The organism is Rhizobium sp. WW_1 (genome assembly GCF_003610155.1).
GTDB classification, from domain to species: Bacteria; Pseudomonadota; Alphaproteobacteria; order Rhizobiales; family Rhizobiaceae; genus Rhizobium; species Rhizobium tropici_A.
Genome location: NZ_RAIN01000003.1, coordinates 509,380 through 524,353, shown reverse-complemented (window position 1 = coordinate 524,353; position 14,974 = coordinate 509,380). Strand labels below are relative to the sequence as shown.

At 59.9% G+C, this 14,974-nt stretch carries 15 protein-coding genes and 1 riboswitch; of the genes, 2 read left to right on the top strand and 13 right to left on the bottom strand.

The features are described 5' to 3' along the window. Positions 1-654: an OB-fold-containig protein gene (locus BJ928_RS12770; RefSeq protein WP_047629408.1), complete on the top strand. Its 654-nt coding sequence runs from the start codon at positions 1-3 to the stop codon at positions 652-654. Next, positions 651-2,375: a flotillin domain-containing protein gene (locus tag BJ928_RS12765; RefSeq protein WP_047629406.1), complete on the top strand. Its 1,725-nt coding sequence runs from the start codon at positions 651-653 to the stop codon at positions 2,373-2,375. The genes BJ928_RS12770 and BJ928_RS12765 overlap by 4 nt, the downstream gene beginning before the upstream one ends. An 81-nt stretch (positions 2,376-2,456) precedes the next feature. Here BJ928_RS12765 and BJ928_RS12760 read toward each other — a convergent pair whose 3' ends face one another. The 13 genes from BJ928_RS12760 to BJ928_RS12700 form a co-directional block, all read right to left on the bottom strand. Next, the gene (locus BJ928_RS12760) at positions 2,457-3,302 is read right to left on the bottom strand and encodes an aspartyl/asparaginyl beta-hydroxylase domain-containing protein (RefSeq protein ID WP_082011782.1); all 846 of its coding nucleotides are present in this window, start codon (positions 3,300-3,302) and stop codon (positions 2,457-2,459) included. 299 nt (positions 3,303-3,601) lie between these two features. Then, on the bottom strand, positions 3,602-4,015 hold the full coding sequence (gene crcB / locus BJ928_RS12755; RefSeq protein ID WP_047629405.1) for a fluoride efflux transporter CrcB: 414 nt from the start codon (positions 4,013-4,015) through the stop codon (positions 3,602-3,604). After that, the gene (locus BJ928_RS12750; RefSeq protein ID WP_047629403.1) at positions 4,015-5,385 is read right to left on the bottom strand and encodes a voltage-gated chloride channel family protein; all 1,371 of its coding nucleotides are present in this window, start codon (positions 5,383-5,385) and stop codon (positions 4,015-4,017) included. Before BJ928_RS12750 ends, crcB begins: the two co-directional genes overlap by 1 nt. Positions 5,386-5,500: 115 nt before the next feature. Then, positions 5,501-5,589: riboswitch (Fluoride riboswitch) on the bottom strand. A gap of 63 nt (positions 5,590-5,652) precedes the next feature. Next, on the bottom strand, positions 5,653-6,480 hold the full coding sequence (locus BJ928_RS12745; RefSeq protein WP_047629402.1) for a methyltransferase domain-containing protein: 828 nt from the start codon (positions 6,478-6,480) through the stop codon (positions 5,653-5,655). A 41-nt stretch (positions 6,481-6,521) separates the two neighbouring features. Then, entirely contained in the window at positions 6,522-7,565 is a 1,044-nt protein-coding gene (locus tag BJ928_RS12740) for a Gfo/Idh/MocA family oxidoreductase (RefSeq protein ID WP_047629400.1), read from the bottom strand. 8 nt (positions 7,566-7,573) lie between these two features. Continuing rightward, positions 7,574-8,359 carry a ThuA domain-containing protein gene (locus BJ928_RS12735; protein WP_047629398.1) on the bottom strand — a complete coding sequence of 262 codons (786 nt, stop codon included), beginning with the start codon at positions 8,357-8,359 and terminating at the stop codon, positions 7,574-7,576. A 163-nt stretch (positions 8,360-8,522) separates the two neighbouring features. After that, on the bottom strand, positions 8,523-8,864 hold the full coding sequence (locus tag BJ928_RS12730; protein ID WP_047629396.1) for an SMR family transporter: 342 nt from the start codon (positions 8,862-8,864) through the stop codon (positions 8,523-8,525). A gap of 19 nt (positions 8,865-8,883) precedes the next feature. Continuing rightward, complete coding sequence (locus tag BJ928_RS12725; protein ID WP_047629395.1) at positions 8,884-9,447, bottom strand: TetR/AcrR family transcriptional regulator; 564 nt, start codon at positions 9,445-9,447, stop codon at positions 8,884-8,886. Positions 9,448-9,541: 94 nt separating this feature from the next. Next, entirely contained in the window at positions 9,542-10,630 is a 1,089-nt protein-coding gene (gene ugpC, locus BJ928_RS12720; protein WP_047629392.1) for a sn-glycerol-3-phosphate ABC transporter ATP-binding protein UgpC, read from the bottom strand. Positions 10,631-10,722: 92 nt separating this feature from the next. Continuing rightward, on the bottom strand, positions 10,723-11,598 hold the full coding sequence (locus BJ928_RS12715; protein ID WP_047629390.1) for a carbohydrate ABC transporter permease: 876 nt from the start codon (positions 11,596-11,598) through the stop codon (positions 10,723-10,725). Between the two features lies 1 nt (position 11,599). After that, positions 11,600-12,505, bottom strand: a complete 906-nt coding sequence (locus tag BJ928_RS12710; protein ID WP_047629388.1) for a sugar ABC transporter permease — start codon at positions 12,503-12,505, stop codon at positions 11,600-11,602. A gap of 71 nt (positions 12,506-12,576) precedes the next feature. Next, on the bottom strand, positions 12,577-13,842 hold the full coding sequence (locus BJ928_RS12705; RefSeq protein ID WP_047629387.1) for an extracellular solute-binding protein: 1,266 nt from the start codon (positions 13,840-13,842) through the stop codon (positions 12,577-12,579). Positions 13,843-14,076: 234 nt separating this feature from the next. Next, positions 14,077-14,970 (bottom strand): sugar phosphate isomerase/epimerase, encoded by an 894-nt coding sequence (locus tag BJ928_RS12700; protein WP_047629386.1) that lies wholly within the window; start codon positions 14,968-14,970, stop codon positions 14,077-14,079. Positions 14,971-14,974: the final 4 nt, after the last annotated feature.

Genomic DNA, 14,974 nt, shown 5'->3' with positions numbered 1-14,974 from the left:
ATGCACCTGTTTCTCGCACCCGAATGTGCGCCCTTTGCCATCGCGGCAATGATCCTGATCGGACTGACCGTCATCGAAATCCTGTCGATGCTGCTCGGTTTCTCGCTGAGCGAACTCATCGGCAAACCGCATTTCGAGGGTCATGACGGCATGATGGCCGGCCTGCTGTCCTGGATCAATCTCGGCGGCGTGCCGCTGCTGATCCTGATCATGCTGGTGCTCGGTATCTTCGCGGTGGCCGGTTTCGCCATCCAGACGGTGGCCGACATGATCTGGACGCCGCTGCCTGCGATCGTCGCCGCACCCCCGGCCCTGCTCGTCACGATCCCTCTCGTCCGGACCTCTACCCGGACGATCGCCAGGATCGTGCCGCGCGACGAAACCTATGCCGTCGACGCCAGCGATCTCGTCGGTCGCACCGGCACGGTATCCATAGGCCCTCTGGATCAGGGATTGCCCGGCCGTGTCAGCGTCAAGGATGCGCATGGCAACTGGCATCAGCTGCGCGCCTGCGCCGCCAAGGGTGAAAGCCCCTTGCCGATCGGCGCCCAAGTTCTGCTTGTCGACCGCAAGGCCGACATCTTCATCGCAGTTTCCGCCCCTTCGGATCTTGTGGGATCCGATGACAAATCCTCTACGGAGCAACCTTCATGAACGGCCTTTACGACCTCATTCTTCCAGCAGGCATAGGTCTCGTCCTGATCCTCGGGATCGGCTTCGTCCTTGCCTCCCTCTATGTCCGCTCAAGCCGGGATGAAGCCTATGTCCGCACCGGTCTCGGCGGCCAGAAAGTCGTGCTCGACGGCGGTTCCGTCGTCCTGCCGATCTTCCACTCGATCGCCCGCGTCAATCTCAAGACCCTGCGCCTGGAAGTTCAGCGCGGCGAGAACGATGCACTGATCACCAAGGACCGCATGCGCGTCGACATCGGCGCCGAGTTCTACGTCCGCGTCAAGCCGGACAGCTCTTCCATCGCCCTTGCCGCCCAGACGCTCGGCAGCCGCACCAACGACAGCGAGCAGCTGCGCCAGCTGATCGAAGCAAAGTTCGTCGACAGCTTGCGCTCGGTCGCGGCGACGATGAACCTCGATGCGCTGCAGGAACAACGCATGGACTTCGTCAAGGCGGTGCAGGATGCAGTCGGTTCCGACCTGCAATCGAACGGTCTCGAACTGGAATCGGTGTCGCTGACACGCCTCGACCAGACCGATATCAAGCACTTCAATGCCAATAACTTCTTCGACGCCCACGGCCTTGCCGCGCTCACCCGCGTCACGGAAGCCCGCAAGAAGGAGCGCAACGAGGTCGTCCGCGATACCGAAGTCGCAATCGCCCAGAAAGACCTCGAGGCTCGCCAGCAGTCCCTCACCATCGAGCGGACAAAGCGCGAGGCCGAACTGAACCAGCAGCGCGACATCGCCAACAAGTCGGCAGCAACTCGCGCTGAAACCGCACAGCAGGAACAGGCAGCCAAGCGCGCCGAAGAAGAAGCCCGCATCGCCGCCGAGCAGGCGATCGCCGAACGCGAGGCTGCCGCAAAGCAGGCCCGCGAATCCGCCAACATCGACTCGACCCGCGCCGTGCAGCAGCGCGACACCGAAGCCCGCCGCGACATTCAGATCGTCGCCCAGGAAAGCGCTATCGCGGTCTCTAACAAGAGCCGTGAGGAGTCGGAAGCCAAAGCCAAGGCGGAAGCCGCCCGCGCACTCGCCATTGCGGCGGAAGAAAAGGTCGGCACTGCCCGAGCCGTCGAAATCGCCGACCGTGAAAAGCAGATCGCCGTGATCGACGCGCAGAAGCGCGCCCAGACCCAGGCGACCGCCGTCACGATTGCCGCAGAAGCCGAAAAGCAGGCCGCCATCGACCAGGCAGATGCCATCAAGACGCTGGCAACTGCCGAAGCCGATGCTGCGATCATCAAGGCCAAGGGCATTCTCGAAACGGGTAAGGCAACGGCTGAGAGCGAGGCGCTGCTCAACGAAGCCCGCAACAAGCTCAGCCCCGCCATCATTGAGTTCGAGATCACCCGCGAGCGCATCCGCATCGTCCCCGCCGCTCTTGCCGAAGCGGTCAAGCCGATCGAGAAGATCTCGGATATCCGTATCTTCGACACCGGTGGTATGCTCGGGCGCAACGGCAACGGCGCGACTGGCGGCAGCGGCGTCGGCCTTGGCGAAGGTCTGGCCGGCCAGCTTCTCTCCTACCAGGCCAACAAGCCGATCCTCGACCGCCTGCTGAAGGAAGCCGGCTTCGATGGCGACAATGCCATCTCGGCGCTGCTCGGCAAGCTCGACGGCAAATCCGCGGCAACCGAGCCGGAGGAAGAGTACTACGACGAAGAGGAAGATGCAGGCGATACAAATAAGCCTGCCTGACGGCAGCCTCTGATCGGCAAAATAAAACCCCGGAACCCTTGCGGATTCCGGGGTTTTCGTTAACTCCGCCTACCGATGGGGTCAGGGCCTCGGACGATTCCTGAACGCTTCAGCTTCAGCGTAGAACTTCTTTTCCCATTCCTTGTGATTGTCGAGACCTTCCTTGATGAAGGGCGTGAAGATCGCCAGGTTCATCAGAGCCCAGTTGACAATGCGGGCCGGGAATTTCAGCGGCTTGACGAAATCGACGAAGAGCACGACGCGGGTCTTGTCCGAATGGTTCCAAGCCTCATGCTCATAGGCGTCGTCGAAGATCAGCGCCTTGCCTTCCTGCCAATGGCAAACCTGCTTGTCGACACGGATCGCAAGCTTTTCGTTCGGCTCCGGCACGATCAGGCCGAGATGCAAGCGAAGCACGCCGTTATAGGGGCCACGATGGGCAGGGAGATGCTTGCCGGGCTCGAAGATCGAAAACATCGCCGTCGTCAGGCCGGGGATCTTCTGCACAGCTGCCCAGGTATTCGGGCAAGCCTTGATGTTCTGCTCCGATTTCACGCCGAAGCCGAGAAGGAAGAAAGTCTTCCAGCGGGTGTCGGTCGAGATGGTCTTAACGTCGGTGGAAATGTCCTGGAAGGTCGGCAGCTCGCTCTGGCGCAGCAACACCTTCTCAAGCTCGGCGCGGATCGCCGGGTAATCTTTCTCGATCTCGGCGGCCCAGGGGAAAGTCTTGGTATCGTAAACCGGTGGATTGCCAAGCTTGGCATATTTCAGATTGAGACCTTCCGCCCAGGCAACAATGCCCATGAAGAAGCGCGTCATGGCGCTCGCGCGTTCCATAGGCGCAATGCCGGCCGTGCCGAAAGTCTGTTCCGGAGCAGGAGATTGGTTGGAAGTGGGAGCAGGTGCGCTCAAGGGACTCTCCGTCATGTCTATTTTTAAGGGCTGTCCAGGGAGGAAGTCTTGGCCGAGGAAATCTGCATGGAAATCCCGGCCGGGCAACAGGGTCGAAGCTTGGGATATCAGCCTGTCCCTTCCCGATTGACACCCGACTCCTTTGTTATGCGGTGATCACAATAGCCGATTATATGAGTTGATTAGTCGAATTTCGCAAGAGAGTCCGTTCGCAACGAGCGGTGGTTTGTCGTGCAAGGATTCTCCGGCGTTTATCGAGAGGGATTCACCTCAGAATCGGCAAAAATGCGGCGAAATCTGCCGAGCCTCCATCACTATACGGTTTGAGCCTGAATTATTAGCCGGACAATTGCAAGCCCCGCTATCAAAGCGCCGATCGACAGAAAAACCGAGAGGGCGACATAGGCGATGGACGGCCCCCATTGACCGCGCTCCCAGAGCATCACGCTTTCCAGCGCGAAAGTGGAGAATGTCGTGAAGCCACCGAGAACACCGGTCGTCAGAAACAATCTGACCTCCTGCGACATACCGCCGCGAAAGGCGAAATACTCCGTCAGCAACCCCATGATGAAGGCGCCGAGCACATTGATGATGAGGGTGCCGAACGGAAACTCTATCCCAAGCAGGCGAGCGGCGAGCTCGTTGACACCAAGGCGGAATGCACCGCCCAACCCGGCTCCGAGAAACACGACAAGATAGAGCACGACAACCTCCAGCCGTCCTTGCATCAAACCTTTTCGATCTTATGGATATTTTTCCGCCGCGTCTCCACGCCGCGTTCGCGAATATGGCGAAGCGGTAGATCAGCAGGAATCTGTCCTGAAGCCGCGCTCTTGGCGATACCGAGCCGCTGCGACAGATAGATGCTGGTATGGCCGCTGCAGATATAGGCAAGGAAGCAGGCGACGGCGAGATAGACCGTATGCGTCGCGCCGAAGAGCTCGATACCCATGATCATGCAGGCGAGCGGCGTATTGGTGGCGCCGGCAAAGACGGCGACGAAACCTAGTCCGGCGAAGAGATCGGCCGGTGCACCGAGAATGGCGGCAAGCGCATTGCCGAACGCCGCGCCGATGAAGAACAACGGCGTCACTTCTCCGCCCTTGAAGCCGGCGCTCAGCGTCACGATCGTAAAGACCGCCTTCCAGAACCAGCTCCAATAGTCGACATGGGCCGGATCGAAGAAACCGAGGATCGTCGCATCGCCGGGGTTGGGCGACCAGACGCCAAGCCCGAGATATTGCCGCGTGCCGAGCAGATAGACGAGGCCGATCAGGATCGCGCTGGCGATGACAGGCCTCAGCGGCGCATAGGCGCAGACCCGCTTGAACGCCGCAGACGCCCGATGCGAGACCTCGCTGAAAGAGCGCGCCATGAGGCCGAAGATGACACCAGCGATGCCGACTTTTACGAGCAGCAGCGCGTCGAGATGGAAGGTACTGGCCGGCGTGCCGGCGAGATAGCCGATCTGATACTGGATATGCTCGATGCCCCAGGCATGGCAGGTCCAGTCGGCCGCGATCGCCGCCGCAAGGCTCGGGATCAGAGCTTCATATTGCATCCGCCCGATCGTCAGGACTTCGAGCGCAAAGACCGCACCCGCGATCGGCGTGCCGAAGACCGCGCCGAAACCGGCGGCAATCCCCGCCATCAGGAGAATGCGGATCTCGGCATGGCTCAGCCGGAACACCTTTGCAAAGGCGCTGGCGATACTGCCGCCGAGCTGCACCGCCGTCCCCTCGCGCCCCGCCGAACCGCCGACCAGATGCGTCAGGACCGTCGAGACCAGGATGAACGGCGCCATGCGCAGCGGTACACCGCCGCCGGGTTCGTGGATCTGGTCGACGATCAGATTGTTGCCCCCCTCCGAGCCACGACCAAAGCGCTGATAGACCAGCACCATCAGGAAGCCGGCAGCCGGCATCAGGAAGATCAGCCAGGGATGGTCGAAGCGCGTCGCTGTCGCCTTGTCCAGGCTCCACAGGAACAATGCGCAGAGTGAACCGACGACGACGGCCATGGGCACGACGAGAGCTATCCATTTGAACAGGCTGCGGAACTGCTGAAAGCGATGATGAAAATAGGCGGATGCGGACATCAGTTTGCCCCTCCCGCGACGCCGATGAGCGGACGTCCGGGGACAGTGAACGGGAAACATAAGTGGGATAACGGCAAGAAAACGGGCACGACTCTACTCCTTCGCCTGTCAGGCGCGTTGAGTAGGAGTCATCAGCTTCCCTGGAAAAATCAGAGCAGCGGTTCGGCCACCATGGCCCGGCAGAAATCCATTACCGTTGTATTTTCAATATAGAAACAGCCCTGCGGCTGTCAATGCGCCGCAGCGGTAGACGCCGGGCGCATTCTGTCACACCGCCCGCGCGATCATCTCGATCGGCGCAAGCAGACCGGCTTCGACCGACATGTTGACGTTGCCGCTTCGCTCCCCTGCCCGCGGCCCCATCAGCGTGCGCAAATTCTGATCTCGCGCTCCGCCAGCCGCAGCCTTGGCGCGCGCCTCATGCGCCAGCCGGATCGCCAGGGCGCTGCGGTCCTGTTCCAGCTCCACCACGAAGCCCGCTTCCTCAAGCAGACCGCGATAGACATCGGGGCTGCGGACGAAGCTCGTCTCCAGCTCCATCGCCCAGGGCATCGGAAAGGGCAATGTGCCATCGCGCATCTGCATGACTTCGTAGAGACCAAAACGGCCACCGGGCTTCAGAATGCGCCTGATCTCCGCAAAAAGCCGCGCCTTGTCCTCGATGTTCATGCCGACATGAATGAGCGTCACGCGGTCGAAGCCGGCGTTTTCGAAGGGCAAGGCCAAGGCGCTTCCCTGCTGGAAGGAGACCTGGTCCGCGAGACCGCAGCGAGCGGTCAGCGAATTGGCGACCTGAACGAATTCCTCGGTGAGATCGATGCCCGATACGATACACCCGTAGGAATCGGCAAAGTGGCGGGCAGGCCCGCCGAGCCCCGAACCGATATCGGCGAGCCGAAGGCCGGCGGCAAGATCGAGATCCCTCGCGAAATCCACCGTGGCCGCATGTCGCCCCAGATGGAATTCATCCACGCCCGCCAGGTCGCGGATGCGCAGGTTGTCGATATCCTTGCCGTCAGCCGACAGGTTTTGCAGGATCGCCGTTTCCAGCGATCCGTGCGTGTAGTGGCTGGCAACTTTTTCCTCGGTAGACATGCGTGCACTCCCAAGGCTTTGCCTGAAGATAGTCTGCGGGGTCAGACCTTCAGTTCGCGCCGTTCGACTTCCGTCACCATGGCAAGATCCAGCACGCGCTGCAAGTTCGCAGCGTGGCGGAAGCTCGGGTCCTGGCTGCTGCCGGTCATGACCGCCTCGGCGAAACGCTGATAATTGGTCAGCACCGGCGGCACCTCGATAACCTTCCACGTTGCCGTTTCGGTATCATCGCCAAGGCAACCCCGCAATTCCGAGCCGTTCGGACTATGGGTCACTTCCAGGCCGCCGCGCTCGCCGTAGATGCGAAGCTTCAGCTCGTTCAGATGCCCCGTTGCCCAGCGGCTCGCATGCACGACGCCGAGCGCGCCGTTGGCGAAATCGACGGACATGGAGAAGCTGTCGTTCGCATCGAGTGTGTACTCGCCGATGCGCTCGCCGGGCGCCTTGGCGAAAGTCTTCAGCCGGGCGAAGACGTGATCGATATCCGTCGCTGCGCCATAGGCGGCGAAGTCGAGGATATGGATGCCGATGTCGCCGAGCACGCCGTTCGAGCCGTGCCCGGTCGACAGGCGCCAAAGCCACTTGGACTCGCTGCGCCAGTCACCCCAGGCCTTGGAGACGAGCCAGCTCTGCAGGTAGGACGCCTCCACGTGCTTGACCGTGCCGATCTCGCCCGAGATCACCATCTCGCGCGCCTTCTGCAATTGCGCGACATTGCGATAGGTCAGGTTGACCATGTTGACGACCCCTGCCCTTTCGGCAGCTTCCGTCATCTCGAGCGCCTTGTCATAATTCTCCGCGAGCGGCTTCTCGCAAAGAACGTGCTTGCCGGCGGCAAGCAACGGCAGGGTCGTCGGATTGTGAGCCTTGTCCGGCGTGACATTCGTCACCGAATCGAACTCGCCCCAGGCCAGCGCCTCGTCCAGCGACGAGAAGCGCTTCTTGATATCGAACGTATCGCAAAAGGCCGTGAGCCTCGTCGCATCCGTGTCGACGGCGCCGACGATCTCGACGCCAGGAATGCGAGCGAAATGCTCCACATGGTTCTTCGCCATGCCGCCCGTGCCAACTACTATTAGACGCATGATGGACCTCAGCGATAACCGGCTTCGCCGGCCTGGTGCAGTCTCGGACCACGTTCGACGATCGGCTCCAATGCCTTTTCGACCGGCACGTTCGGCGCATCATGGATGCTGGTCTGCGTACCGAGCGGGTTATGAGCCCATTTCACGGAATTGATCAGAACCTTGTGAACGGTGGCGTTGTGATAGGTCGGATAGGTCTCGTGGCCGGGGCGGAAATAGAAGATGTTGCCGGCACCGCGGCGCCAGGTCATGCCCGAGCGGAAGACTTCACCGCCCTGGAACCAGGAGATGAACACGGTCTCCAGCGGCTCCGGAACGGAGAACTGCTCACCGTACATTTCCTCGTTCTCAAGCTCGAAATGCTCGCCGAGGCCGGCTGCGATCGGATGACGGGGGTTGATGACCCAGAGACGCTCGCGCTCTCCGGCTTCGCGCCACTTCAGCGCGCAAGGCGTGCCCATCAGGCGCTTGAAGACCTTGGAGAAATGGCCGGAGTGCAGGACGATGAGGCCCATGCCTTCCCACACGCGCTTGGCAACGCGCTCGACGATTTCGTCCTTGACGGCGCCGTGGTCCTTGTGGCCCCACCACAGAACGACGTCCGTGTCCTTCAGCCGGGCTTCGCTGAGACCGTGCTCCGGTTCCTGCAACGTTGCAGTGGTTGCCTCAATACCGGCATCGGCGTTCAGCGCCTTGGCAATAGTGTTGTGCATGCCTTCCGGATAGATCTCGGCGACGACCTTGTTTGTCTGCTCATGAATGTTCTCGCCCCAAACGACGGCACGAATAGTCATTACGGCACTCCTCTAATACCATTAGGATTGAATAGGTTATGCAGTCCAAAGCGCTTTGGGAAAGCGCCGTACTTCAAGCCTTTATCAGCCCGCTCTCGAATGACATAATGCTTCCAAAGCGATTTGACAAAGGCAAAAATAGCCGAGAACAACACCTCTGTTTTCAGTGCGTCACGGATTTTGAAAAGAGGTTGACGACGAGCACGCCGGCAATGATCAAGGCAAGGCCGATGATGGCGGCGAGATCGAGCTTCTGGCGGAAAAGCACCACGCCCACCACCGAGATCAGCACGATGCCGAGTGCGCTCCAGATGGCATAGGCGATGCCCACCGGAATGACTCGCAACGTTACCGAAAGGCAATAGAAAGCAGCTGCATAGCAGATCATCACAACGATCGTCGGGCCGAGCCGAGTGAACTGCTGCGACATCTGCAATGCCGTCGTGCCAATCACTTCGAGCACGATCGCGACCAGCAGCATTGCATAGACCGATGCATTCGCCATTCCATTGTCTCCGATAGGGTTAGAGCTGCGTCAGCTCGATCAGCCGGTCGATCAGCCTTTGACGGGCGCCTTGGTCCATGTCGTGGCTGCCGAGCAAGTCCGCAAGCCAGATCCCGTCGGTCGCCAATCGGACGATTGCCGCATCTACCGACGAGTCCGTGCCGACATATTGCTCGCTGCGCTCGCGCACCCATTCGCGCCAGCGCTGCCGCAATTGCGGCTCGCTGAGCAGCACCATCGTTACCTGTGCCCAGTCCTTGTTGCCCTGCGGCTGATCGCGCAAGGCCAGGCAGGCATGCAGATAACCGCGGGTAAAGCGGCCATGCGGCATCGGATCGGCGCGCATCGCCTCCTCGATCGCAGCATCCAACAGCACGAGCAGGCTATCGAACAAGGCTTCCAGCAGCATGTTCTTGCTCGGGAAATGATGCAGCAAGCCGCCCTTGCTGACGCCGGAGGCGCCGGAAACGGCGTCCAGCGTCACCGCCGTCACCCCTTTTTCGGAAGCAAGCCGTGCCGCCACCTCCAGCAATTGCTGGCGGACGAACAAGGGCTGCTTCTTCCTATGGTGCGCAGTGGACATGGCGATATAACATACCAGTTGGACGGTTTCGTCAACGCTCTTATCGATGGCTTTAAGCCTATTTGATTACGGATGACCTCGTATTGCTCCCTCCTCAGTTTACGGAGTGATGGGCGGCATCGTTCTCATCGAAGATGCTGACCTTGGTCGCATCGACGACGAAGGCGATCGGCGAGCCGGTCGTAATCGTCGTCATTCCTGGATCGGTGCCGATGATCTTCGAGCCGTCCTTGAGCCGTACGTGAACGAGCGAACGATCTCCCAGCCGCTCCACGGTCTCGACGTGCCCGCCGATATCCCCCGTCTCCGCCGTCGTAACGACCAGATGCTCCGGGCGAATTCCAAGCGTCAGCCCGGAATTCGCAAGGCCGTTGAGCGCGACAGCCGTCTTGATGACGGAACCATCCGGCAACGTCGCCGTAGCCAGGCCCCCCGCCTCGCCGAGGCCGGCTATATTGATGAAATTCATGCCCGGCGATCCGACGAACTGGGCGACATAACGCGTCGCCGGTCGCGTATAGATCTCGACCGGCGACGCCACCTGTTCGATCTTCTTGTTGTTGAGCAGCACAATGCGATCGGCAAGCGTCATCGCCTCCACCTGGTCGTGGGTGACGAACACCATCGTCGCACCCAGCCGCTCATGCAGCTGCGCCAGTTCGACGCGCGTGCGCGTGCGCAGGCCGGCGTCGAGGTTGGAAAGCGGCTCATCGAAGAGGAAGACATCGGGCTCGCGCACGATGGCGCGGCCGATCGCGACACGCTGGCGCTGGCCGCCCGACAATGCCGACGGCTTGCGATCGAGAAGATGCGGCATTTCAAGAATCTTCGCAGCCTCCTCGATGCGTCTTGCGATCTCATGTTTGGGTGTCTTGATGTTGCGCAGGCCGAAGGACATGTTGTCGCGAACGGTCATGTGCGGATAGAGCGCATAGGATTGGAAGACCATCGATACGCCACGCGCGCCGGGCGGCAACTGATCGACCCGCTTCCCTCCGATCCAGATCTCGCCGCTGGTGATCGATTCCAGACCCGCGATCATGCGCAGCAAGGTCGACTTGCCGCAGCCCGAGCCACCGAGAAAAACGACGAATTCGCCGCGCTCGATCGTCAGATCGATGTCGTTCAGAACCTGCACGGCACCGAAATGCTTGGTGAGGGACTTGATGTTGATACCTGCCACTTTACGCCTCCTGCGGAAAAATCGAACTTCGTTGGACTTGCCATTCATCGCGCCCCGCTCGGCTCATCGCCGGAACGGGGCTTCCGCATTGGTTATTTGACGGCACCTACCGCGACACCGCGCGTCAGGGTCCTTTGGAAGATAAGGAAGAAGATGACCGTCGGCAGGATACCGAGCAACGAGGCTGCCGCAATCGCCGTCGGCTCCTGCGTGTTGGAGCCTGATAGAACGCCCATGGCGACGGAGACCGTCTGGTTGTTGTTGGAGACCAGAAAAACCAGGGGAATCAGAAACTCGTTCCACGTCCAGATGAAAAAGAAGGTCGCAAGCACCGCAAGCGTCGGCCTGAGCACAGGGACGATTACCATCCAGAGGATCTGCCAGCGGCTGGCATTGTCGATCTGCGCGGCTTCGATGATCTCGCGCGGGAAGGTCGACATGACAGAGGACAGCAGATAGGTGCCGAAAGCGGTGTGCAGCACGCCGATGATCAGGATCACGGAAAACATCGAGTCGAACAGGCCGACCTGCTTGGCCATGTAATAGAGCGGATAGACCAGTGCTTCCTGCGGCGCCATGATCGAAATCAAGAGGATGACCAGCAATGCCTGGCCACCGCGCACCCGGCCGATGCCGATGGCATAGGCATTGAGCAGGCTGAGAACGACAGCAAGAATGGCCGTGCATCCACTGATGAGAATGCTGTTGAAGAGCTTGAGCGGAAAATTGACCGTCACCCAGAAATTCTTGAGCGCCGTCAGGTCAAAAGTCTGCGGGAAGGCAAGCGGACCGTTGGCGGCATAATCGGAAGGCGTCTTGATGGCGTTGAAGGCGGCCAGAAAGAACGGAAACAGCGTGCCGGCCAGAAAGACGAGCAGGATGGCCAGAACGATCCAGCGGCCAAAACCCTTTTTCTGACGAAGATCGGCCGATACGACCGGGACGGAAATCGAAGACGTGGCCGTCATGTCAGTGCCCTCCCTCGGTTTGCTTCGATTGCATGCGCAGGAACACGACGCCGAGAATAATGGTCATGATCGTCTGCAGGGTCGCTATGGCAGCCGCATAGCCGACGCGGTTCGTCGTGAAGAAATGATAATAGGAGAGATAGGACGGCACGGTCGTCGCATTGTCTGGCCCGCCCGAGGTCAGGACGTAAATCGGTGCGAAAACCTTGAGGGCCGCAATCAGCGTCGTCAGCGCAACGACGAAGATTTCCGGCATGAGCATCGGGATGGTGATGGAGCGGAAGCGTCCGAACCAGCTCGCGTTGTCGAGCTCGGCAGCCTCATAGAGCGAAGGGTCGACGCGCGCCAATCCGGACATGAAGACGACGAGGCAGTAGCCAACCTGTACCCAGACGATGACAGCCGAAACCGCCCAGAGTGCATAGGTTGCATCCCCCAGCCAGTTCTTCGCCATGAAATCGAGGCCAATCGCCTTCAGCACTGCGTTGATGATGCCGATCGGGTTGAGAATCCAGCCCCAGAGGACACCGGCAGCGGTGAGTGGCAGAATCTGCGGCAGATAGAAGCCGGCGCGAAAGAAGCTCGACCATGTCTCGCTGAATTGCGCGCTGATATAGTCAAATAGCACTGCCGCCAGCACCAGTCCCAAGATAATGGGCACGATCGTCATCGAAATGATGAACAGAAGCGTATGCTGGATAGAACCCCAGAAGGCTGCATCCTGAAGCAGCCTCTGATAATTCTCAAATCCAACATAGCGCGGCGGAATGACGCCGCCCTTCCATGTCGTGAAGCTGATCGCGAAATTGGCGAGCAGCGGCACAAGCACGATGAGAACAAATCCCAGCATGCCGGGGATCATGTAGAGATAGTACCCCGCCTTGCCGGCGCTGTTCGACTTCTCCATCGAATTCCTCCAGTCCGATACGGCGAGGCGGTTTTAAGGCCGTCCCGCCGTTGTGATTGTAGCCGATGGTGTTATTGGGCCGCCTGTGCGTCGTCGTAAGCCTTCTTCAGGCGCACGACGAATTGGTCAGGCGTGGTCGAGCCATTGACCAGGCCGGTGGTCGCCTGGATCAGCAGTTCGTAATAGCCGGGCACCGGCCAGTCCGGATAGAAACCGAGACCACCCTTGTCCGAGATCTGCTTGAAGAGCTCGACGTTACGCTTGCCGACTTCGTCGGTGATCGCTGCCGGATCAGCACCGATTGCGACGCCGCCGAGATTTGCCTGTTCGTTCTGGTTGTCCTTGCTCAGGACGAGATCGATGAAATCATAGGCAAGATCCTTGTTCTTGGCGCTCTTCGGCACCACGAACATGCTGCCAGTCGAGCCGACAGTGTACTTCGGCGTCGGGAAAATGAACTGGCTCCATTTGAACGTCTTGATGGTGTTGGCAAAGTTGCCGTTGTTCCAGGTGCCGCTGACGAACATCGGCGCCTTGCCCGAAGAGAAGACGTTGGCAGCGTCGGTGCCCTTCAGGCCGGTCGAATCCTTGGAGATGTAGCCCTTGCTTACCCAATCGGCGATCTTCTGAGCGGCAAACAGGAAAGGCTTGGTGTCGAGCGGCGCCTTGAGGCCCTGGTAATTCTTGACCCAGGTATCGTCAGCCTGCGTCAGTGCCAGCGTATAGAGCAGATGCTGCGCATTCGAATCCACCGTGCCATAGGCAAGCGGCGTGATGCCCTTCTGCTTGAAATGGTCGAGGGTCGCCTCAAACTCAGCCAGCGTCGTCGGCACCTTCAGGCCGTCGGCCTGGAACATGTCGATGTTGTAGAACACCGAGACGAACTCGCCGAGCGCCGGGATGCCGATGATCGGACCCGAGCCATAGACGCCGTTTGCATCATACTTGCTCAGCTGCGTGTTAGTTTCGTTCAGGACTTTGTCCCAGCCGCGTTTTTTAAATTCATCGTCGAGCGGCGTCAGCAGACCCTGCGAAGCGACGAGGCCGGCCGTGGCGTTACCCTTGTTGTACTCGAGCACATCAGGCGCCTGATCGGAGTTGAGAATGAGACTGCCAGCCTTCTGCAATTGATCGAAGGTCTTCTGTTCAAAATTTACGGTTACGTCAGGATGCTTGGTCTTGAACACCTCAAGCGCCTTCGTCCAGGCCACGGCCTGGGGCGTGTCAGGCAATTCGTACCACCAGACGTTAAATGTCTTGCTCTGGGCTTGCGCCACGCCGGCAGCCAGCAGGAGCGACATGCCGGCGGTCAGCGCCAGCTTCGAAAAAATATTCATATATTCTCCTCCACCTGCGAACCGTGACGGTATCTGTCCGACGACATGGCCCGCGCTGCCATCGGCGTTTTCCTCTCATTTGCACCAAGCGCCCGCCTGTCACATGAGACAAGGAGCGGGCGCTCGATGGTTCCTCCGTTTGGGTACCCGTCTTGCCCGAAGCGTCGCTGCTCCGGGCACTTTATTAACGCACAACTTGCCTCCTAAATCGATGCAGATTCGCAAATCCGTGCATTACTCGACAAACTCCCCACCCCGGCTTCTCTTCAGATAGTTCAGGCCATGGACCTGGCCAGTCATTTCGAGCGCATCGCGATAGACCGGGTCGTGCCAGCCTTCGATATCTATAGAACCGGACCAGCCGGCGAGACGCAGCTCGGAGATGATGTCCGTCCAGTTGCTGTCGCCGAAGCCCGGCGTGCGCATGAACACGAACTTCTCCTTGCCGAAGATGCCGTGTTCCTTGATGACGTCCCAGCGGATCGTCGCGTCCTTGCCATGGACGTGGAAAATCTTTTTCGCCCATTTGCGGATCTGCGGCAGCGGCTCGATCAGATAGACCATCTGATGACATGGCTCCCATTCCAGGCCAAGATTGTCGTCCGGAGTCTCGTTGAACATCAGCTCCCAGGCATCCGGGTTGTGGGCGATGTTCCAGTCGCCGGTCGCCCAGTTGCCGTCCATGGCGCAATTTTCAAAGGCGATCTTGATGCCCTTGTCGGCGGCGCGCTTGGCAAGCTCGCTCCAGACCTGCTTGTAGCGCGGCAGGCTGTCGGTGAGCGGCTTGTTACGGATGCGGCCGGTGAAGCCGGCAACGCAGGTCGCGCCGAAATGATGGGCGTTGTCGATGCAATCCTTCCAGCCCTGCAGCGTCTGCAAGTCTAGCTCGCGTTCTTCCAGCGGATTGCCGAACATGCCGACGGTCGAGATGGTGATGTCGCGATCGCCGATGGCGTCGCGGCAGCGCTTGCCGAGATCAGCCAGGTTCTGACCGTTGGTGGTCTGCCAGAAGAAGGGCTCGAAGCTTTCGAAGCCGAGATCGGCGATCTTGGCGATATTCTTGGCGGCATCCTCGTTCGTCGCCCTGATCATCGTGCCGATACGGATGGCCTTAGCCGGATTTGTCATGATG

What these genes read in the sequence shown, in the direction of transcription:
- BJ928_RS12770 (WP_047629408.1), top strand. Translation starts at nt 1, where the DNA reads ATGCACCTGTTTCTCGCACCCGAATGTGCGCCCTTTGCCATCGCGGCA.
- BJ928_RS12765 (WP_047629406.1), top strand. Translation starts at nt 651, where the DNA reads ATGAACGGCCTTTACGACCTCATTCTTCCAGCAGGCATAGGTCTCGTC.
- BJ928_RS12760 (WP_082011782.1), bottom strand. Translation starts at nt 3,302, where the DNA reads ATGACGGAGAGTCCCTTGAGCGCACCTGCTCCCACTTCCAACCAATCT.
- crcB (WP_047629405.1), bottom strand. Translation starts at nt 4,015, where the DNA reads ATGCAAGGACGGCTGGAGGTTGTCGTGCTCTATCTTGTCGTGTTTCTC.
- BJ928_RS12750 (WP_047629403.1), bottom strand. Translation starts at nt 5,385, where the DNA reads ATGTCCGCATCCGCCTATTTTCATCATCGCTTTCAGCAGTTCCGCAGC.
- BJ928_RS12745 (WP_047629402.1), bottom strand. Translation starts at nt 6,480, where the DNA reads ATGTCTACCGAGGAAAAAGTTGCCAGCCACTACACGCACGGATCGCTG.
- BJ928_RS12740 (WP_047629400.1), bottom strand. Translation starts at nt 7,565, where the DNA reads ATGCGTCTAATAGTAGTTGGCACGGGCGGCATGGCGAAGAACCATGTG.
- BJ928_RS12735 (WP_047629398.1), bottom strand. Translation starts at nt 8,359, where the DNA reads ATGACTATTCGTGCCGTCGTTTGGGGCGAGAACATTCATGAGCAGACA.
- BJ928_RS12730 (WP_047629396.1), bottom strand. Translation starts at nt 8,864, where the DNA reads ATGGCGAATGCATCGGTCTATGCAATGCTGCTGGTCGCGATCGTGCTC.
- BJ928_RS12725 (WP_047629395.1), bottom strand. Translation starts at nt 9,447, where the DNA reads ATGTCCACTGCGCACCATAGGAAGAAGCAGCCCTTGTTCGTCCGCCAG.
- BJ928_RS12715 (WP_047629390.1), bottom strand. Translation starts at nt 11,598, where the DNA reads ATGACGGCCACGTCTTCGATTTCCGTCCCGGTCGTATCGGCCGATCTT.
- BJ928_RS12710 (WP_047629388.1), bottom strand. Translation starts at nt 12,505, where the DNA reads ATGGAGAAGTCGAACAGCGCCGGCAAGGCGGGGTACTATCTCTACATG.
- BJ928_RS12705 (WP_047629387.1), bottom strand. Translation starts at nt 13,842, where the DNA reads ATGAATATTTTTTCGAAGCTGGCGCTGACCGCCGGCATGTCGCTCCTG.
- BJ928_RS12700 (WP_047629386.1), bottom strand. Translation starts at nt 14,970, where the DNA reads ATGACAAATCCGGCTAAGGCCATCCGTATCGGCACGATGATCAGGGCG.